Source organism: Reyranella sp. (genome assembly GCF_044224635.1).
GTDB lineage: Bacteria > Pseudomonadota > Alphaproteobacteria > Reyranellales > Reyranellaceae > Reyranella.
Map to the genome: position 1 here is coordinate 90,705 of NZ_JBGAKA010000016.1, position 17,444 is coordinate 108,148.

Sequence of the window (17,444 nt, forward strand, 5' to 3'; positions counted from 1 at the left end):
GGTGAAGCAGCTGGGAGAGGGCTGGAACTGGCGCGACCTCGCGATCGGCAACCGCTTCAAGACCTACGGCCGCACGCTGTTCGAGGCCGACCTGCTCAATTTCGTGACTCTCTGTGGCTTTTCCGAGGAGCTGTTCACCAACAAGGAATACATCGCCCACCACGCGCCCATGCGGGGCGGCCATCCCGTGCCCGGCGCGCTGGTCTTCTCGATGGCAGAGGGGCTGGTCATCCCGACCACCCTGCAAGGGTCTGGCCTCGCTTTCCTGTCGATGGGCTTCGACATCAAGGGGCCGACCTATGTCGGCGATACGATCCACGTCGAGATCGAGGTCAGCGAGATCAGGCCGACGTCCAAGGATCCGTCGCGGGCGCTGGTACGCACGACCAACGTGGTGAAGAACCAGAAGGATGAAACGGTGCTGGTCTACACGCCGCTGCGCATGATGCAGGGGCGCTGATCGGGGCGGCAGAAGGGGAGACGCCGATATGGCAAAGGTAGCGGTCGAGAAGCATGGTCCGATAACGGTCGTGGCGATCGATCGTTTCGCCGAAGCGCGCAACGCAGTCGACCCTGAAACGGCGCGGCTGCTGCGCGAGGCGTTTCTCGCCTTCGATGCCGACGCCGTGCAGTCGGTCGCGATCCTGACCGGTCGGGGTGGCACGTTCTGTGCCGGCTACGATCTCAAGGTCGCGGCAAGTCGCGAGGGCTCCGGTCCGCACGATCCGGAAGGTCCCGGGCCGATGGGACCGACGCGGCACCTCCTGTCCAAGCCGGTGATCGCGGCGGTCGAAGGTTATGCCGTCGCGGGCGGGCTGGAGCTGGCCCTGTGGTGCGACATGCGGGTTGCCTCGGAGACGGCGAAGTTCGGCGTGTTCTGCCGGCGCTGGGGCGTGCCGCTGATCGACGGCGGCACCGTGCGCTTGCCGCGCCTCATCGGCCACAGCCGTGCCCTCGACATGATCATGACGGGACGCGAGGTCGGCGCGCGCGAGGCCCACGATTGGGGGCTCGCCAATCGCGTTGCTCCCGAGGGGCGGGCGCTCGACGAAGCGATTGCCCTGGCCGAGCAGCTCGCCAGGTTCCCGCAAACCTGCCTGCGCTCCGACCGCCAGTCGTCCTATGAGCAATGGGGCCTCGACGTTGCCCGCGCCCTGGTCAATGAAGGTCGGCGCGGCGCACCGGCCCTGCAGGCCGAGGCTCGCTCGGGGGCCGCACGCTTCGCCGCCGGCAAGGGCCGCGGCGGAAATTTCGGGAACATCTGATGACCACCCTGCCGACTGACGACGAGGTCGCGCGCTATCGCGCCGACGGGGTGGTGTGCCTGCGCGGTGCCTTCTCGTCCGACTGGATCGACCTGATGCGTGCGGCGGTCGACGCCGATATGGCCGACCCCGGGCCGATGGTGCGGCTCAATACGCCCGCCGGCTCGCCCGGACTGTTTTTCGTCGATTTCCAGCTCTGGCAGCGTCACGCCGCGGCGCGCGACTTCGTCTTCAAGTCACCAGCACGGGAAATCGCCGCACGGCTGATGGGCTCACGCGAGGTCGTCTACTACCACGACCATCTGCTGGTGAAGGAACCGGGCACGCGCGAGCGCACGCCGTGGCATCACGACCAGCCCTACTATCCGATCGATGGCGAGCAGGTCGTCTCGCTGTGGCTGCCGCTCGATCCGGTCGATCGCGCGACCTGCGTCGAGTACGTCAAAGGCTCCCATCGCTGGGGCCGCTGGTTCCAGCCGAAATTCTTTCGCCAGGGCGGCGTCGATCTCGCCGTCCAGGATTCGCGCTTCGAGCCGCTGCCCGATCTCGACGCCGAACGGGACCGCCACGAGTTCCTCGCCTGGAACATGGAGCCCGGCGACGTCATTGCCTTCCATGCGCTTACTCTGCACGGCGCCTCGGGAAATCTCTCCGCGTCACGCCGGCGTCGCGCCTGGGCGACGCGCTGGTGCGGCGACGATGCACGCTACGCGGCGCGGGTCGGCCAGATCTCGCCGCCAATCGAAGGCCACGGCCTGGTCCCGGGCGATCGCCTGGCCTGCGCAATGTTTCCGAAGGTGCTGGGCTAAGGATCGGCTGGCGGGTCGACGTGGGGTTGGCCGTCCAGCCATTTTTCCGCAGCCTCGCGATTACGGAAGATCTTGATGGGGCGATCCACTTCAGCCAACTGGGTGTAGAGACGGGCCATCCAGCGAGACCGGTCGCTCGACGCGACGATTGCCAAGGCGCCGAAGCGACCGAAGGCCGGATACGCGCGAATGCGCGCACCGAGGATCATCATGTCCTCATCGGGAGGGTGACCCTGCGTCTGCGTCACGTCGAATATCTTGCGATACGCCAACGTGTTCGAGGTGATGACATCGTCGAGATACCGCTCGATCTCCTGCAGCGTGACCGTGCCTTCGGCGACGGCAACAATCAGGCGATCAGGGTGCGAAACCGTCCAATTGACCGGCATGATCGACTATGCCGTCAGCCGGTCGCCGGCGACAAGACGCGCGCAGGACCAAAGACCTGTCGCGGCACCTATCGGCGATAACAAAACCGTTATCCGGCGGCGGACTCGCCTGATGCGAGCGGAGCTTTCTTTGAGGGGTAATACTTTCTCGAGGTGCAATCTGACGCTAGGCCACCAGGACAGCCTTGCCGACAACCGTACGTTGTTCTATCAAGCGGAAGGCGTCGATCCAATCGGCAAGATCATAGGTGGCGGCGACCGTGGCCTTGAGCTTGTCCTCGGTGAACCAGCGCATCAGCTCGCGCTGCGCCTCGGCGACCATCGCGCGCCGTCGTGCGAGACCTGCCGCTTCCTTCGCCGTCGGCGGCGCCTTGCCGCCCCAGCCGTTGTAGTAGCCATAGTAGAAGCCGATCACCGTCACGTTCTTGACCAGCAGGATGTTGGCCGGGATCTGCGGGATGATGCCGCTGGCGAAGCCCATGGGAATGAGTCGGCCCTCGGGTGCGACGCAACGCAGGGACACCTCGAACGCCGAGCCGCCGACCGGGTCGTAGATCACGTCGGCGCCGCGGCCGCCGGTCAGCTCGAGGACCCGCGCCCGCAGATCTTCGCTGCGATAGTCGATCAGCTGGTCGGCGCCGGCCGCCTGCGCGGCGGCGAGCTTGTCGCTGCCGGCGGCCGAGGCGATCACGATCGCGCCCATCGCCTTGCCGACCTCGATGGCGGTCAGTCCCGAGCCACCGCCGGCGCCATGCACCAGCAGCACTTCGCCCGGCTGCATGTCGGCTTTCCATTTCAGCGCGCCGTAGGCTGTGGGATAGAGCGTCGGAAAGTTGGTGGCCTGGGCGTAGGGCATGATTTCCGGGATCGGGATCACGTTCTCGGCGGTCGCCACGGCATACTCGGCGAAGGCGCCCTGGTTGACGCCGGTGCAGATGCGCTGCCCGACATGGAGGTCGGTGACGCCGGGCCCCAGCTTGGTCACGTGCCCGGCCAGCTCGTTGCCCGGCACGTAGGGCAGGGCTGGCTTGTTCTGATGCTTGCCCTGGACGCCCAGCATGGCGGCGAAGCTCACGCCCGCCGCCCCGACACGCACCTGGATCTCGCCCGCCTTGGGCTCGGGCACAGGGACGTCTTCGAGCTTCAGGGTGTCGATGGAACCGTAGCCGTGACAGACGAGGGCGCGCATGGAACTTCCGTGATGGCAGACGCAGAGCGGGCCGGCACCAGCGGCGAGAGCAGGAACAGCGCCCACACCGGCCCTCCGTTGCGATACCAGACGAATTGCCAGATGAAGGCAAGCGTGGCGACCAGCGCGGCATAGAGCCAGCGCATGCGCCGGTCGTTGGGCGTCGTCATCGGATCGGTGATCATGAAGAAGGTGAACAGCAGCAGGCCGCCCGAGCTCAGCTGGTTGAGCAGGACCGCCCAGCGCTGGTCGAGCCACAACAGGCGGCCGATCAGCAGCAGCCCGTAGCAGGCGAGGAAAGCCCAGGCGATGTCGAAGCGCCTGGCCGACACCGTGACCGTCACGCCGAGCGCAATGAACCACAGGGCCGCGATCATGTCGGAGCCCCACTGGCCGGGCGACAGCCAGGCGCCGGGCAGGAACAGGATGGCGATCATCACGCCGAGATTGGCCGGATTGAAGATGTGCTTGTTGCCGATCCGCACCGTGAACTTGGCGCTGATGGCTAGCGCGGCGACCAGCGGATGGACCCATAGCGAATCGGCGCGCACCAGCACGCTGAGGCCGATGCCGGTGACGATGGCGCTCAGGTAACCGACGTTCTTGAGCCCGAGGATGCGCATCCACGCCCATTGTGCGGCGAGGGCGCCGGCGAAGCACAGCGCCGACTGCTCCCAGCGCAGGGCGAAGTCGCGCAGCAGCACGCCGAACATCAGCAGGCCGCCGATGGCGCCGATCTGCAGCCAGCGGGCGTCGAGCTTGCGCAGTGCTGCGACCATGTCAGGGCACCGGCGGCGGGCTGGGGATCGGCGGCGAGCGCCTTGGCAGCCGAGCGCGGATCGTGGCGAGGCTCCAGCCGGTGAGCCTCGCCAGCGCACGGGCATCGTTGTCCTCGCGCTCGACGAGCCGGGCGAAATAGTCCGGCGCTGCGCCACACCTGTACGGGTTGCCGGTCCACGGATGGCGCAGCACGTAGCGCGCCTGGAAGGTGGCGCGATCGGCCGTCTCCTGCAGCATCAGATCCTCGGGAAAGCTGTCGGGCGTGTAGCGCAGGTGCAGGCGGGTCACGACGACCGAGGCGCCGCGCTGGCGCGTGCCCGTGCCGTCGGTGACCCAGGAAGCGCCCGCTGCGACGATCTCGTCGTCGCGCGGCGGTGGCGCCACGCAGGGATCGCACCAGCCCGAGTCCCAGGCGTGCTCGGTGAACACCGTGCGATAGCCGTCCTCCGCGGCGAGGCGGCCGAACATGGTCTTGTAGAAGTCGCGGAACACTGCGGGGTCGCGCACGTAGGTGGGCAGGTCGACGTTGGTCGGCACCTTGACCGTACGGTAGTTCGAGGCCTCGACCCGCCCCTTGCGGGTCAGCGTGTAGACGATCAGGTCCTGTGGGCCTTTGGCGTTCAGCATGCCGAGTCGCATCGGCAGCATGAACTTCTCGCTGGTGAAGCCGAACTGCAGCGGGCTGAGATAGCGCCCCCCGCTCGTGGCGTGCTCCTTCAGGTTGACCCTGGCCACGAAGAACTTCATGTCCTGGCGCACATAGGGTCGCAGCGCCGCGCTGGCGCCCTTCGGGATGTTGTAGCCATTCTGGGTCAGCCAGGTTTCCAGCGCATCCGATTCCTGCGCCGACAGGATGACGATGTCATACTCGCCGACGGTGAAGAAGGATTCGACGCGCACGCGCTGATCCTGCGAGCCGCGCGGCGCGACGGAAGGCGCCGGCACTGCCGAGAGCAGCGCATCCCGGCGCGGGCGGGGAGCGCACGGATCCTCGTCGTGATATTCGACCAGGCGCGGCGCGCTGTAGGAATCGAGGCGCTCGAAGATCTTCTGATCGAGCACCTTGACGTCCTCCTTCTTGAGGATCACCGGCACCGGCACGACCAGGGCGAACTCGGTGAGCTCGCCGCGATAGTCGTTGCGCATGGAGATGGTGGTGCGCTGGCCGTCACGTGCCAGGATGACCTGGCTCGATTCGTTGAACAGCGAGGCGTCGGCCTTGCCGACATAGAAACCGCAGAATGCTTGCGCCTGTAGCGGAACGAACGCCAACACCATCACGGCCAGAATCCGCTTCAGCATGCAGCTCTCTCCTTGCTACGGCTGCAAGCCTGTTGGGTGAAGATGGCGGCGAGTTGGCGAGATCCCAGCTATTTGGCGAATTTGCCGCCGCGCCCTTCGCCTGACGCGAAGCGCGCCGCGCCCTTTTGCGATTCGAGGCGCCGCGCGGCGAGCGACAATTCCATCTCGCGCTGCACGGCCGCCGCCTGGTCGCGGTCGAAGCTCTCGTAGGTCGACTGGCGATCGGAGATCATGGCGATCGGCGGGAAGCCGGCGATCTGCCGCGCCAGCGTCTCGGCCTCCTGCCGTGTCGTGCCGCGCGCGACCTTGCGTGTGGCGAGCCCGATCGCGATCGCCTCGTCGGCGCCGACGGCTCGACCCGTCAGCAGCATGTCGAGGGCGCGTCCCTGGCCGACGATTCGCGGCAGGCGTACCGTCGTGCCGTCGCTCATCGGCACGCCCCAGCGCCGCGAGAACACGCCGAAGATCGCCGTGTCGTCGACGATGCGGATGTCGCAGAACAGCGCCACGCCCAGCCCGCCGGCGCAGGCATGGCCCTCGATGGCGCCGATCAGCGGTTTGCCGAGCGGCGCGCGCAGCGGGCCCTCGGCGCTGCCGGCCCATGGAAAGTAATCGGTGCCGGAGCCGAGTTCCTTGAGGTCAGCGCCGGCGCAGAAAGCGCCCCCCGCGCCGGTCAGCACGGCGACCTTGGCATCGGCATCGGCCTCGAAGCTGCGGAACGCCGCCGCCAGCGCATGCGCCGCCTCGTTGTCGAGCGCATTGCGCGCGTGCGGCCGGTTGATGACGATGGTGGTGACCGGTCCCGCGGTCTCGACGAGGATCTTGGGCGGGGTCATTTGTGCTCCTTTGTCATCCTGAGCGCAGCGAAGGATCTCATCGCCGCCCGACGAAGCGCCGACGTTCACCCATTGCAGGCGGAATGAGATCCTTCGCTGCGCTCAGGATGACAAGAGGGGCTCACCGCACCGTCGCCAGCTCGTCCTCGAGCTGGGCGTTGGAGCTGAGCGGGGTGCGGAAGTACCACCAGTTCTTTTCCGGGGTCCATCGTTCCTTGCGCGCGGTGCCCTTGCCCCACACGCACTTCTTGAAGTCGCGCGTGGCGGCGCGGAAGGTGGCGTCGGCCTGGTCGAGCTTCAGCGCGTGCTCGCCCATCTCCTCGCGGCTGAACATCGGCAGGGCCTCGAGGATCAGCTCGCGCACGTCGACGTCGTTCAGCCAGTTGTCGAGGTCGAAGCTGTAACCTTTGTCGAGGTCGCCCGTGAACTCGGCCCACTGGTCGATCAGCTCGCACAGGTCGGCGACCTTTGGGGGGCCGGGCGGTGGAGGTGGCTTCATTCTCCGCGCTCCGCTTGGCGGCGCCAGTAGCGCTCGCCGTCGTTGGGTTTGAAGAACGTCCGGATGACGCCGTTGGGGTTGAAGGCGATGAACGCCCCGGTCTGGCGATCGTAGCGGGTGATCACGCCGTCGCGCCGCACCGCTTCGAGGACGGGATCGACCGGCTTGGCATCGCGCAGGAGCTGCGCCTGCCGCAGGTAGTCCTGCCTGGTGATGCGGCCGAACTCCGCGCCGTGCTTCTCGTAGTGCTCGTCGAGACGGCGCTGGTCGGCGAAGCCGACACTCGACCCCCAGGTGCGGGCGCTTGCCGGATCGCGCGCCTCCGCGCTCAGGGGCCCGCGCGCGGCCTCGCGTGCCCCGCGGTCGGCGACGTGTGTCCAGTAGGCAAAGATCGCCAGCGCCGCCAGCGCCGCCGTCAGCAGACGACGCCAGGGCCAACTACCCGAGCGGACGTACATGCGCCCTATTGTGCGCCGCCCTTGAACCATCGCGCAATCAGGCGCCGCTCGGCATCGGTCATGTGGGTGAGGTTGCCCGGCGGCATGACCCGGGTCACCCAGACCTGCTGGTAAATCATGCCGGCACGGGCCCGGATCTCCTCCCGGGTTTCCAGCACCACCCCCTTGGGCGGCGCGGCGAAGCCTTCCTGCGTCGGCTTGGCGGCGTGGCAGGGCTGGCAGCGCGCCTGGAAGATCGGTTGCACTTCCGTGAAGGCGGCGGGCGGGCCGACATCCTCGGCCGGGCGCGGCAAAGAGAGGAAAGCGGTGATCACCAGCACGACCAGGCCGGCGGCCATCACCAGGGGATCCTGGTTGCCCTTGTGGCGCTGCACGAACCAGACGCGGACCAGGGCGCCGGTCACCGAGATCAGGATCAGCAGCACCCAGTTCCAGTCGTGGCCGTAGAGGCCGGCGTAGTGGTTGCTGATCATGGTGAACAGCACCGGCAGCGTGAAATAGGTGTTGTGCACCGAGCGCTGCCGGCCCATCGCGCCGTATTTCGGATCGGGCGTGCGGCCTTCCTCCTTGGCGCGCACCAGCTCGCGCTGGCCGGGGATGATCACGAAGTAGACGTTGAGCACCATGATGGTGCCGAGCATGGCGCCGAAATGGATGTAGGCGCCGCGCCCGGAGAAGAGATGGCAAAGCGCCCAGGCGGCGATCACGCAATAAATGAACAGCAGGCCGCCCAGCAGCAGGTCGTCGTCGCCGAACGCCGACCGGCAGAGCCCGTCATAGACCAGCCATCCCAGCACCAGGAAGCCGAGGCCGATGGCGATCGCCTCCCACTTGTCGAGCGGCATCACCGCAGGGTCGATCAGCGCGACCTCGGCACCGTAGTAATAGACCAGACAGAGCAGGAAGAAGCCGGTGATCAGGGTCGTGTAGGCTTCCCATTTGAACCAGTGCAGCTCTGGCGGGAGCTTCTCGGGTGCCAGGATGAACTTCTTGGCGGTGTAGAAGCCGCCGCCATGCACCGCCCACACCTCGCCGCCGATGCCCTTGGCCGCATCGGCCGGATCGAGCGGCTTGTGCAGATGGTTGTCCAGCCAGATGAAATAGAAGGACGCGCCGATCCAGGCGATGCCTACGATCATGTGGGCCCAGCGCAGCACCAGATTCAGCCATTCGACGACGAAAGCCGCGTCCATTCCTCATCCCCCGCAGCAACCGCCGTGCCAGGGTGCGGCTTTCTGACGTCTCGTCGCTTGAGGCTGGCCCGGCGCTGCCCGAGGCAGTAAATCGCCCGTCCCACCTGAAAAGCAAGAGGAACGAAATGGCGTTGGACCTTCCCGCGGGCGTCGTCATCCATGGCGCGATCGAGCCCGGCTACGACAAGGTCCTGACGCCCGAGGCGCTGGCCTTCCTGGCCGATCTGCAGCGCCGCTTCAACCTGCGGCGCGAGGCGCTGCTGGCCCTTCGCGTCGAGCGCCAGAAGCGGCTGGATGAAGGCGAGAGGCCCGATTTCCTGGCCGAGACGACGAGCATTCGCGAGGACGACTGGAGGGTGGCGCCGCTGCCGGCCGACATCCTCGACCGCCGCATCGAGATCACCGGGCCGGTCGACCGCAAGATGATCATCAATGCGCTGAACTGCGGCGCCAACGTCTTCATGGCCGATTTCGAGGATGCCAGCACGCCCACCTGGGCCAACATGGTCGAGGGCCAGGGCAATCTCGCCGACGCGGTGCGCCGGTCGATCGAGTTCGTCGATCCGGAGACCGGCCGCGAGTACCGGCTGAACGACAAGACCGGCGTGCTGTTCGTGCGGCCGCGCGGCTGGCACCTGCCCGAGAAGCACATGACGGTCGACGATCAGCCCATGTCCGGCTCGCTGTTCGATTTCGGCCTCTACTTCTTCCACAACGCCCGGGAGGCGCTGGCGCGCGGCACCGGTCCGTACTTCTACCTGCCCAAGATCGAGAGCCATCTCGAGGCGCGGCTGTGGAACGACGTGTTCGTCCATGCCCAGGACGCGCTTGGCGTGCCGCAGGGATCGATCAAGGCCACGGTGCTGATCGAGACCATCCTCGCCACCTTCGAGATGGACGAGATCCTGTGGGAGCTGCGCGAGCACTCCGCCGGCCTGAATTGCGGCCGCTGGGACTACATCTTCAGCTTCATCAAGAAGTTCCGCAAGCAGCCCTGGTCGGTGCTGCCCGACCGCGGCCAGGTGACCATGACGGCGCATTTCCTGCGCTGCTACAGCCAGCTCCTGATCAAGACCTGCCACCGCCGCGAGGTCCATGCGATGGGCGGCATGGCGGCGCAGATCCCGATCCGCAACGACGCGGCCGCCAACGAGGCCGCCATGGAGCGGGTGCGCGCCGACAAGAAGCGCGAGGCGGCCGATGGCCATGATGGCACCTGGGTGGCCCATCCCGGCCTGGTGGCGCTGGCCCGCGTCGAGTTCGACGCCATCATGAAGGGACCGAACCAGATCGCCCGAAAGCGCCAGGACGTGCATGTCGACGCGGCTGATTTGATCGCGGTGCCCGAGGGCAGCAAGACCGAGGGCGGCCTGCGCCAGAACGTGGCGGTCGGCATCGGCTACCTCTCGGCCTGGCTGCGCGGCATCGGCTGCGTGCCGCTGTTCAATTTGATGGAGGACGCCGCCACGGCGGAAATCAGCCGCGCCCAGGTGTGGCAGTGGATGCGGCATGGCCAAACGCTCGACGACGGCCGCGCCGTGACGAGCGCGCTGGTGCGCACCATCGTGCGCGAGGAGAACGATCGGGTGCGCGAGCAGATCGGCGACGAGGCGTATGCTGGCGGTCGCTACGAGGACGCCGCCCAACTCATGATGGAACTCGTCGAGAGCCCGACCTTCGCGGAGTTTCTCACCCTGCCGGCGTACGACAGGATCATTCAGATTTCCTCTCCCTCGTCACATGAGGGGGAGGTGTCGCCGTCTCATGGCGACGGGGTCATGAAACCCCGGTGAGGCTCATGACCCCTCCGTCCGCGATTACGCGGACACCTCCCCAGCGAAGCTGGGGAGGCGAATGAAATCAGAACAGCCCCACGATCTTGCCGTCCGGCGCCAAGTCGATGCTGTTGGCGGCGGGGACCTTGGGCAGGCCGGGCATGGTCATGATGTCGCCGCACACGGCGACGACGAACTCGGCGCCGGCCGATAGGCGCACCTCGCGCACCGTGACGACGTGGTCGGTCGGCGCGCCCTTGGCGTCGGGGTTGGTCGAGAAGCTGTACTGCGTCTTGGCGATGCACACCGGCACCTTGGCGAAGCCCATGGCCTCGAACTGGGCGAGCTGGTCCTGTACCGGCTTGGCGATGGCGATGTCGCGGGCGCGGTAGATCTCCTTGGCGATGGTGCGAATCTTTTCCGCCAACGGCATGTCGTCGGGATAGAGCAGCTTCATCTTGCTCTCGCCGCTCTCGACCGCCTTGACGACAGCCCGGGCCACGTCGGCGGCGCCCTTGCCGCCCTCGGCCCAGTGATCGGCCATCACCGCCTCGACGCCGAGCTTGGCGCAGGCCGACTTCACCAGGGCGATCTCGGCGTCGGTGTCGGCGCTGAAGCGGTTGATCGAGATCACCGGCACCAAGCCGAACTTGCGCACGTTCTCGACATGGCGCTGCAGGTTGGCCATGCCGGCTTCGAGCGCCTTCAGATTTTCCGTCTTGAGGTCTTCGCGCTTCATGCCGCCATGCATCTTGAGCGCGCGGATGGTCGCCACCAGCACGACGGCGTCGGGGGCGAGGCCGGTCTTGCGGCACTTGATGTCGATGAACTTCTCGCCGCCCAGGTCGGCGCCGAAGCCCGCCTCGGTCACCACGTAGTCGGCGAGCTTCAGCGCCGTTGTCGTCGCCAGCACCGAGTTGCAGCCGTGCGCGATGTTGGCGAACGGCCCGCCATGGATGAAGGCCGGCGTGCCCTCGAGCGTCTGGGCCAGGTTGGGCGCCAGGGCGTCTTTCAGCAGCACCGCCATCGGGCCGTGCGCCTTGAGATCGGCGGCGCGCACCGGCTTGCGATCGCGTGTATAGGCCACGATGATGTTGCCCAGTCGCGTCTTCAGGTCCTCGAGATCCTTGGCCAGGCAGAAGATCGCCATGACCTCGGAGGCGACGGTGATGTCGAAGCCGTCCTCGCGCGGAAAGCCGTTGGCGACGCCGCCCAGCGACGACACGATCTGGCGCAGGCTGCGGTCGTTCATGTCGATGGCGCGACGCCAGGCGACGCGGCGGCCGTCGATGCCCAGCGCATTGCCCCAGTAGATGTGGTTGTCGATCAGCGCCGACAGCAGGTTGTGCGCCGCGCCGATGGCATGGAAGTCACCGGTGAAGTGCAGGTTGATGTCTTCCATCGGCACGACCTGGGCGTAGCCGCCGCCCGCCGCGCCGCCCTTCATGCCGAAGCTCGGGCCGAGCGACGGCTCGCGCAGGCAGAGCATCGCCTTCTTGCCGATATGGTTCAGCGCGTCGGTCAGGCCCACCGTCGTCGTCGTCTTGCCTTCGCCGGCCGGCGTCGGCGAGATCGCCGATACCAGGATCAGCTTGCCGTTCGGCCGGTCCTGCAGCGATTTGATGTAGTCCATCGACACCTTGGCCTTGTAATGGCCGTACGGCTCGAGGTTCTCGGGCGCGATGCCGAGCTTCTCGCGTGCCAGCTCCAGGATCGGCCGCTTGGTTGCCTCCTGGGCGATCTGGATGTCTGTCTTCGGGTTTACATGCTGTGACGCGGGCATCGACGTTTCCTTCCGAATTGCTTTCTCCTTTCCTCCCCAGCTTCGCCGGGGAGGTGCCCCGTCTTACGGGGCGGAGGGGTCATGAATCGTGAGTCGTGGCCTATGACCCCTCCGTCGCCGTATGACGGCGACACCTCCCCTTCGCGGTTGCCGCGAAGGGGAGGATGAAATTCATCCCAGCCGTGTCCCCACGGCGAGCTTGATCGCCGCGGCGAACTCGCCGGCGCCGACCTTGGGGCCGTCGGCCGGTTTCACGCGCAGCACCTTGATGCGGCCATCGGCGCAGACGACGGTGAAGCCGTCGGCCGAGGCCTCGACGACCTCGCCGAGCTTGCCGCCGATGCCCTTGGGATCGCGCGCCGGCAGCGGCTCGATGTCGAACACCTGCAGGGTCTTGCCGTCGAGCGTCGTCCAGGCGCCCGGCGCGGGGTTGCAGCCGCGGATCAGCGGGTCGATCTGGCGCCACGACTTGCCCCAGTCGATGCGCGCGGTCTCGGGCGTGCAGCGGCCTTCGTAGGTGGCGAGCGCGTGATCCTGCTTGAGGCGCGGCGCCTTGCCGGCCTTCACCAAGTCGACCGATTCCAGCATCGCGTCGACGCCCATCGGGAACAACCGGTCGAAATAGACCGTGCCCAGCGTGTCCTTCGGTCCGATCGGCGTCTTCTTCTGCAGGAGCACGTCGCCGGTATCGAGACCGTTGTCGGGCCAGAAGATCGACAGGCCGGTCTCCTTCTCGCCCAGGATGATCGGCCAGTTGATCGCGCTGGCGCCGCGATAGGCCGGCAGCAGCGAGGGGTGGTACTGGATCGTGCCGTGCGTCGGGATGTTCAGGAATTCCTCGGGCACGAACAGGGTGACGAAGGCCATGACCTGCAGGTCGGGCTTCAGCGCCTTGAACTCCTCCCACACTTCGGGCTTGCGGTAGGAGGCCGGCTGGAACACCGGCAGCTTGGCCGCCAGGGCCGCTTCCTTCAGGGGATCGGGCCGCTGGCCGGGCTTCTCCGGCGCCACGTAGACGCCAACGATGTTCTCGCCGCGCTTGATGAGCGCTTCCAGCACGGCCTTGCCGAAGGCCTGCTGTCCGTGGACGACGATGCGCATGGGGTTACTCCGCTGCCATCTTGGTTTTCGGTGCCTCGCCGGTCGCGCCCGACGCCTTGATCTCGGCGATCTCGGCGGCGGTGAACTTCAGCACCTTGGACAGGATCTCGTCGGTGTGCTCGCCCAGGAGCGGCGAGCGCTTCACCTCGGTGATGCTGTCGGAGAGCTTGATCGGGTTGCCGACCGACAGGTACTTGCCGCGCATCGGATGGTCGACCTCGACGATGGTGCCCGATTCGCGCAGCGACTGCTCCTCGGCCAGCTCCTTCATCGACAGGATCGGGCCCACGGGGATATCGACGGCGTTGCAAGCATTCATGACCTCGAACTTGGTCATCGTCATGGTCCATTGCTCGATCGTATCGAAGACGTGCTTGAGGCGCGGCAGGCGGGCCGGCGGCTTGGCGTAGTCCGGATCGGTCTTCCACTCCGGCTTGCCGATCAGGTCGCAGATCTTCTCCCACACCGGCGCCTGGGTGATGAAGTAGATGTAGGCGTTGGGATCGGATTCCCAGCCCTTGCACTTCAGGATCCAGCCCGGCTGGCCGCCGCCCGAATCGTTGCCGGCGCGCGGCGTGGCGTCGCCGAACGGGATGTTCTCGCCGAACTGGCTGTATTCCTTGAGTGGCCCGTGGGCGAGGCGCTGCTGGTCGCGCAGCTTGACGCGGCAGAGGTTGAGCACGCCGTCCTGCATCGACGCCAGCACGCGCTGGCCGCGGCCGGTGCGGTTGCGCTGGAACAGGGCGCTGACGATGCCGAGCGCCAGGTGCAGGCCGGTGCCCGAGTCGCCGATCTGCGCGCCGGTCACCAGCGGCGGCCCCTCACGGAAGCCCGTGGTCGAGGCCGAGCCGCCGGCGCATTGCGCCACGTTCTCGTAGACCTTGCAGTCCTCGTAGGGGCCAGGGCCGAAGCCCTTGACCGAGGCCACGATCATGCGCGGGTTCCAGGTGTGGATGCGCTCCCAGGTGAGACCCATGCGGTCGAGCGCGCCGGGCGCGAAATTCTCGACCAGCACGTCGCACGTCTTGACCAGCCGCTCGAGCACCCGCATGCCTTCCTTGCTCTTGGAATCGAGCGTGATCGAACGCTTGTTGTGGTTGAGCATGGTGAAATAGAGGCTGTCGGCGTTGGGCACGTCCATGAGCTGGCCGCGCGTGATGTCGCCGATGCCGGGGCGCTCGACCTTGATCACGTCGGCGCCGAACCAGGCCAGCAGCTGGGTGCAGGTCGGGCCGGACTGCACGTGCGTGAAGTCGAGGATGCGCACGCCATCGAGCGCCTTGCCATCCTGGCCCCACGGCTTCAGCGAGCGCCTGGGCATCTTGATGCCACTGGCGGCCTTCGGCTTGGCCGGCGCCTTCACCTTTGCGTTGGGCTTGGGCGAGGCAAGCTTCACCACCTTGCGTGACGCAGCCTTGGCCTTCGGCCTGGCTGCGGTCTTCTTCTTCATGGCCATCGTCGGTCCTCCAGATCAGCGGATAGGGGTCTATTTCTTGCGCAGGGCGCTTTGCGGATTGAGATTGCCGATGCGGCCGCTTTCGCTGCCTGCCGCCGGATCGATCACCGCATTGATGAGCGTGGGCTTGCCGGAGTCCATCGCGGCGTTTACCGCGCGCTTCAGCTCGTCGGGCGTCGTCGCGTTGACGCCGTGGCCGCCGAACGCCTCGATCATCTTGTCGTAGCGCGCGCCCTTGACGAACACGGTCGTCGCGGGATCGGAGCCGGCCGAGTTCACGTCGACGCCGCGATAGATGCCGTCATTGTTGAAGATGACGATGCAGATCGGCAGGCTGTAGCGGCAGATCGTCTCGACCTCCATGCCGGAGAAGCCGAAGGCGCTGTCGCCTTCGATGCACAGCACCGGCTTGCCGGTCTCGACGGCGGCGGCAATCGCCGAGCCCATGCCGATGCCCATGACTCCCCAGGTGCCGACATCGAGCCGCTTGCGCGGCTGGTAGATGTCGATGACGCCGCGCGTCAGGTCGAGCGTGTTGGCGCCCTCGTTGACCAGGATGGCGTCGGGCCGCTCGGCGATGATGGCGCGCAGCGCGCCCAGCGCGCCGTGATAGTCCATCGGCGATTTGTTGTTCATCAGGCGCGGCGCCATCTTGGTGACGTTCTCATCGCGCTTGGCCTTGACCGCACCGGTCCAGTCGGCCGGCGGAGGGGCCCAGTTGCCGCCCATGGCCTCGTTCAGCGCGGCGACGCACGAGCCGATGTCGCCGACCACGGGCGCGGCGATCTCGACGTTGCTGTCCATCTCCCTGGGCTCGATATCGATCTGCACGAACTTCTTCGGCGCATCGCCCCAGGTGCGGCCCTTGCCGTGCGACAGCAGCCAGTTGAGTCGCGCGCCGATCATCATCACGACGTCGGAATCCTTCAGCACCGTCGAGCGCGCGGCGCCGGCGCACTGCGGATGGGTGTCGGGCAGCAGCCCCTTGGCCATGCTCATCGGCAGGAACGGCACGCCGCTCTTCTCGACGAAGGTGCGGATGGCGTCGTCGGCCTGGGCGTAGGCGGCGCCCTTGCCGAGGATGATCAGCGGCCGCTTGGCGCCCTTCAGCACGTCGAGCGCGCGCTTGACCGCGGCGGGGGCGGGGATCTGGGCCGGCGCCGGATCGATCACCTGGACCAGCGACTTCCGGCCGGCCTCGGCATTCATCACCTGGCCGAACAGCTTGGCCGGCAGGTCGAGATAGACGCCGCCCGGGCGGCCCGACACGGCGGCGCGGATGGCGCGGGCGAAGCCGATGCCGATGTCGGCGGCGTGCAGCACGCGATAGGCCGCCTTGCACAGCGGCTTGGCGATGGCGAGCTGATCCATCTCCTCGTAGTCGCCCTGCTGCAGGTCGACGATCTCGCGCTCCGAGGAGCCGGAGATCAGGATCATCGGGAAGCAATTGGTGGTGGCGTGGGCGAGCGCCGTCAGGCCGTTCAGGAAGCCCGGCGCCGACACGGTGAGGCAGACGCCGGGCTTCTTGGTCAGGAAGCCCGCGATCGCGGCGGCATAGCCGGCATTCTGCTCGTGGCGGAACGACAGGACGCGGATGCCGGCGGCCTGCGCCATGCGGCCGAGATCGGTGATCGGGATGCCGGGCACGCCGTAGATCGTGTGGATGCCGTTCAGCTTCATCGCATCGATGACGAGGTGAAATCCGTCGGTCAGGTCCTGCACCTCTTCCGCTGCCGCGGGCGCCTTCACTGCTGCATCAGCCATCGTTCCCTCCCGGGTCAATTCCCATTGTTCAATCGAGATAGTCGGCGTGCTTGTCGACGTGCTCGGCGAGCCCGAGCGCGTGCTGGCGCACCAGATCCTCGGCGCGCTCGGTGTCGCGTGCCTCGAGCGCCTTGATGATGTTCATGTGGTCGCGGATCGAGCGGTCGACGCGGTCATCCTCGCCGATCGTGCGGCCGCGGATCATGCGCATGTGGGTGAACAGGTTCTCGGCCAGCCGGATCAGCGCCTGGTTGCCGCTCAGCTCGATGATGGCCTGGTGGAAGGCGATGTTCACCTCGGAGTACTCGTCGAGCTTGGCGTGCAGCTTGTTGCCCTCGAAGGTCGCGAACATGCGGCGCAGCCCGGCGATGTCGGCGTCGCTCGCGTGCAGGGTGATCAGCCGCGCCGCCATGCTCTCCAGCGCCGCCCAGGCCTGGATCAGCTCGATCACCTCGCGCTTGGTCTTGCGCACGACATAGACGCCGCGCCGCGGCACCGAACGCACGAAGCCCTCGCGCTCGAGCTGCGCCATCGCCTCGCGCACCGGCGTGCGCGAGACGCCGAAATCCTGCGCCAGCTGACGCTCGTCGAGCCTGATCTCGGTGCGGGTTCGGTAGATGTCCGACGACTCGATGACGTTGCGCAAGGCGGCGTAGGCCTTGTCCTTGAACGTCTCGCGATTGTCGATCGGCGCCACCACCAGGCGCACTTCGCTCATCGAACGGCATCCCCTCCGGACGGCTAATTCTTTATACGGTATTCATAATACCAGGCACGCGAGGCTGTCCATGGCTATGATCCCGGTTCGTGACGGATCACGGAGATTCCCATGGCCGAGCCTCGAC

17 protein-coding genes are annotated in these 17,444 nt (G+C 67.0%); 4 read left to right on the plus strand and 13 right to left on the minus strand.

Going from position 1 to position 17,444, the window contains the following annotated elements; all coding sequences use genetic code 11:
• Nucleotide 1: 1 nt before the first annotated feature.
• From ACILR9_RS16255 to ACILR9_RS16265, 3 genes are read left to right on the plus strand one after another with little or no spacing between them, the layout of a single operon-like run.
• Nucleotides 2–460: a MaoC family dehydratase gene (locus ACILR9_RS16255; protein ID WP_395710989.1), complete on the plus strand. Its 459-nt coding sequence runs from the start codon at nucleotides 2–4 to the stop codon at nucleotides 458–460.
• Nucleotides 461–488: 28 nt separating this feature from the next.
• Nucleotides 489–1,265 (plus strand): crotonase/enoyl-CoA hydratase family protein, encoded by a 777-nt coding sequence (locus ACILR9_RS16260; protein WP_395710990.1) that lies wholly within the window; start codon nucleotides 489–491, stop codon nucleotides 1,263–1,265.
• Entirely contained in the window at nucleotides 1,265–2,074 is an 810-nt protein-coding gene (locus ACILR9_RS16265; protein WP_395710991.1) for a phytanoyl-CoA dioxygenase family protein, read from the plus strand. The genes ACILR9_RS16260 and ACILR9_RS16265 overlap by 1 nt, the downstream gene beginning before the upstream one ends.
• On the opposite strand, the gene ACILR9_RS16270 is transcribed toward ACILR9_RS16265, so the two are convergent.
• The 8 genes from ACILR9_RS16270 to ACILR9_RS16305 all read right to left on the minus strand — a co-directional run bounded on the left by ACILR9_RS16270 (nucleotide 2,071) and on the right by ACILR9_RS16305 (nucleotide 8,720).
• Nucleotides 2,071–2,463 (minus strand): STAS/SEC14 domain-containing protein, encoded by a 393-nt coding sequence (locus ACILR9_RS16270; protein ID WP_395710992.1) that lies wholly within the window; start codon nucleotides 2,461–2,463, stop codon nucleotides 2,071–2,073. The genes ACILR9_RS16265 and ACILR9_RS16270 overlap by 4 nt on opposite strands.
• Nucleotides 2,464–2,629: 166 nt before the next feature.
• On the minus strand, nucleotides 2,630–3,652 hold the full coding sequence (locus ACILR9_RS16275; RefSeq protein WP_395710993.1) for an NADPH:quinone oxidoreductase family protein: 1,023 nt from the start codon (nucleotides 3,650–3,652) through the stop codon (nucleotides 2,630–2,632).
• The gene (locus tag ACILR9_RS16280) at nucleotides 3,607–4,431 is read right to left on the minus strand and encodes an RnfABCDGE type electron transport complex subunit D (protein WP_395710994.1); all 825 of its coding nucleotides are present in this window, start codon (nucleotides 4,429–4,431) and stop codon (nucleotides 3,607–3,609) included. Before ACILR9_RS16280 ends, ACILR9_RS16275 begins: the two co-directional genes overlap by 46 nt.
• Nucleotide 4,432: 1 nt before the next feature.
• Entirely contained in the window at nucleotides 4,433–5,734 is a 1,302-nt protein-coding gene (locus tag ACILR9_RS16285; RefSeq protein ID WP_395710995.1) for a DUF2330 domain-containing protein, read from the minus strand.
• Nucleotides 5,735–5,802: 68 nt separating this feature from the next.
• Entirely contained in the window at nucleotides 5,803–6,570 is a 768-nt protein-coding gene (locus ACILR9_RS16290) for a crotonase/enoyl-CoA hydratase family protein (RefSeq protein WP_395710996.1), read from the minus strand.
• Between the two features lie 121 nt (nucleotides 6,571–6,691).
• Nucleotides 6,692–7,069 (minus strand): hypothetical protein, encoded by a 378-nt coding sequence (locus ACILR9_RS16295; RefSeq protein WP_395710997.1) that lies wholly within the window; start codon nucleotides 7,067–7,069, stop codon nucleotides 6,692–6,694.
• Entirely contained in the window at nucleotides 7,066–7,527 is a 462-nt protein-coding gene (locus ACILR9_RS16300; protein WP_395710998.1) for a hypothetical protein, read from the minus strand. The genes ACILR9_RS16295 and ACILR9_RS16300 overlap by 4 nt, the downstream gene beginning before the upstream one ends.
• Nucleotides 7,528–7,532: 5 nt before the next feature.
• Nucleotides 7,533–8,720, minus strand: a complete 1,188-nt coding sequence (locus tag ACILR9_RS16305) for a urate hydroxylase PuuD (protein WP_395710999.1) — start codon at nucleotides 8,718–8,720, stop codon at nucleotides 7,533–7,535.
• A 125-nt stretch (nucleotides 8,721–8,845) separates the two neighbouring features.
• On the opposite strand from ACILR9_RS16305, the gene aceB reads away from it, so the two are divergent.
• Nucleotides 8,846–10,513 (plus strand): malate synthase A, encoded by a 1,668-nt coding sequence (gene aceB, locus ACILR9_RS16310; RefSeq protein ID WP_395711000.1) that lies wholly within the window; start codon nucleotides 8,846–8,848, stop codon nucleotides 10,511–10,513.
• A 67-nt stretch (nucleotides 10,514–10,580) separates the two neighbouring features.
• Here aceB and ACILR9_RS16315 read toward each other — a convergent pair whose 3' ends face one another.
• The 5 genes from ACILR9_RS16315 to ACILR9_RS16335 all read right to left on the minus strand — a co-directional run bounded on the left by ACILR9_RS16315 (nucleotide 10,581) and on the right by ACILR9_RS16335 (nucleotide 17,317).
• Nucleotides 10,581–12,278, minus strand: a complete 1,698-nt coding sequence (locus ACILR9_RS16315) for a formate--tetrahydrofolate ligase (protein WP_395711001.1) — start codon at nucleotides 12,276–12,278, stop codon at nucleotides 10,581–10,583.
• Between the two features lie 171 nt (nucleotides 12,279–12,449).
• On the minus strand, nucleotides 12,450–13,379 hold the full coding sequence (locus tag ACILR9_RS16320; RefSeq protein WP_395711002.1) for a methionyl-tRNA formyltransferase: 930 nt from the start codon (nucleotides 13,377–13,379) through the stop codon (nucleotides 12,450–12,452).
• A 4-nt stretch (nucleotides 13,380–13,383) separates the two neighbouring features.
• Nucleotides 13,384–14,700, minus strand: a complete 1,317-nt coding sequence (gene frc, locus ACILR9_RS16325) for a formyl-CoA transferase (RefSeq protein ID WP_395711035.1) — start codon at nucleotides 14,698–14,700, stop codon at nucleotides 13,384–13,386.
• A 165-nt stretch (nucleotides 14,701–14,865) separates the two neighbouring features.
• Nucleotides 14,866–16,599, minus strand: coding sequence for an oxalyl-CoA decarboxylase (oxc, locus tag ACILR9_RS16330; RefSeq protein WP_395711003.1), 1,734 nt, complete (start codon nucleotides 16,597–16,599; stop codon nucleotides 14,866–14,868).
• 28 nt (nucleotides 16,600–16,627) lie between these two features.
• A complete protein-coding gene (locus ACILR9_RS16335; protein WP_395711004.1) occupies nucleotides 16,628–17,317 on the minus strand; it encodes a GntR family transcriptional regulator in 690 nt (229 codons plus the stop codon).
• Nucleotides 17,318–17,444: the final 127 nt, after the last annotated feature.

What these genes read in the sequence shown, in the direction of transcription:
- ACILR9_RS16295 (WP_395710997.1), bottom strand. Translation starts at nt 7,069, where the DNA reads ATGAAGCCACCTCCACCGCCCGGCCCCCCAAAGGTCGCCGACCTGTGC.
- ACILR9_RS16265 (WP_395710991.1), top strand. Translation starts at nt 1,265, where the DNA reads ATGACCACCCTGCCGACTGACGACGAGGTCGCGCGCTATCGCGCCGAC.
- ACILR9_RS16335 (WP_395711004.1), bottom strand. Translation starts at nt 17,317, where the DNA reads ATGAGCGAAGTGCGCCTGGTGGTGGCGCCGATCGACAATCGCGAGACG.
- ACILR9_RS16300 (WP_395710998.1), bottom strand. Translation starts at nt 7,527, where the DNA reads ATGTACGTCCGCTCGGGTAGTTGGCCCTGGCGTCGTCTGCTGACGGCG.
- ACILR9_RS16260 (WP_395710990.1), top strand. Translation starts at nt 489, where the DNA reads ATGGCAAAGGTAGCGGTCGAGAAGCATGGTCCGATAACGGTCGTGGCG.
- ACILR9_RS16285 (WP_395710995.1), bottom strand. Translation starts at nt 5,734, where the DNA reads ATGCTGAAGCGGATTCTGGCCGTGATGGTGTTGGCGTTCGTTCCGCTA.
- frc (WP_395711035.1), bottom strand. Translation starts at nt 14,700, where the DNA reads ATGCCCAGGCGCTCGCTGAAGCCGTGGGGCCAGGATGGCAAGGCGCTC.
- ACILR9_RS16290 (WP_395710996.1), bottom strand. Translation starts at nt 6,570, where the DNA reads ATGACCCCGCCCAAGATCCTCGTCGAGACCGCGGGACCGGTCACCACC.
- ACILR9_RS16280 (WP_395710994.1), bottom strand. Translation starts at nt 4,431, where the DNA reads ATGGTCGCAGCACTGCGCAAGCTCGACGCCCGCTGGCTGCAGATCGGC.
- oxc (WP_395711003.1), bottom strand. Translation starts at nt 16,599, where the DNA reads ATGGCTGATGCAGCAGTGAAGGCGCCCGCGGCAGCGGAAGAGGTGCAG.
- ACILR9_RS16315 (WP_395711001.1), bottom strand. Translation starts at nt 12,278, where the DNA reads ATGCCCGCGTCACAGCATGTAAACCCGAAGACAGACATCCAGATCGCC.
- aceB (WP_395711000.1), top strand. Translation starts at nt 8,846, where the DNA reads ATGGCGTTGGACCTTCCCGCGGGCGTCGTCATCCATGGCGCGATCGAG.
- ACILR9_RS16305 (WP_395710999.1), bottom strand. Translation starts at nt 8,720, where the DNA reads ATGGACGCGGCTTTCGTCGTCGAATGGCTGAATCTGGTGCTGCGCTGG.
- ACILR9_RS16320 (WP_395711002.1), bottom strand. Translation starts at nt 13,379, where the DNA reads ATGCGCATCGTCGTCCACGGACAGCAGGCCTTCGGCAAGGCCGTGCTG.
- ACILR9_RS16270 (WP_395710992.1), bottom strand. Translation starts at nt 2,463, where the DNA reads ATGCCGGTCAATTGGACGGTTTCGCACCCTGATCGCCTGATTGTTGCC.
- ACILR9_RS16275 (WP_395710993.1), bottom strand. Translation starts at nt 3,652, where the DNA reads ATGCGCGCCCTCGTCTGTCACGGCTACGGTTCCATCGACACCCTGAAG.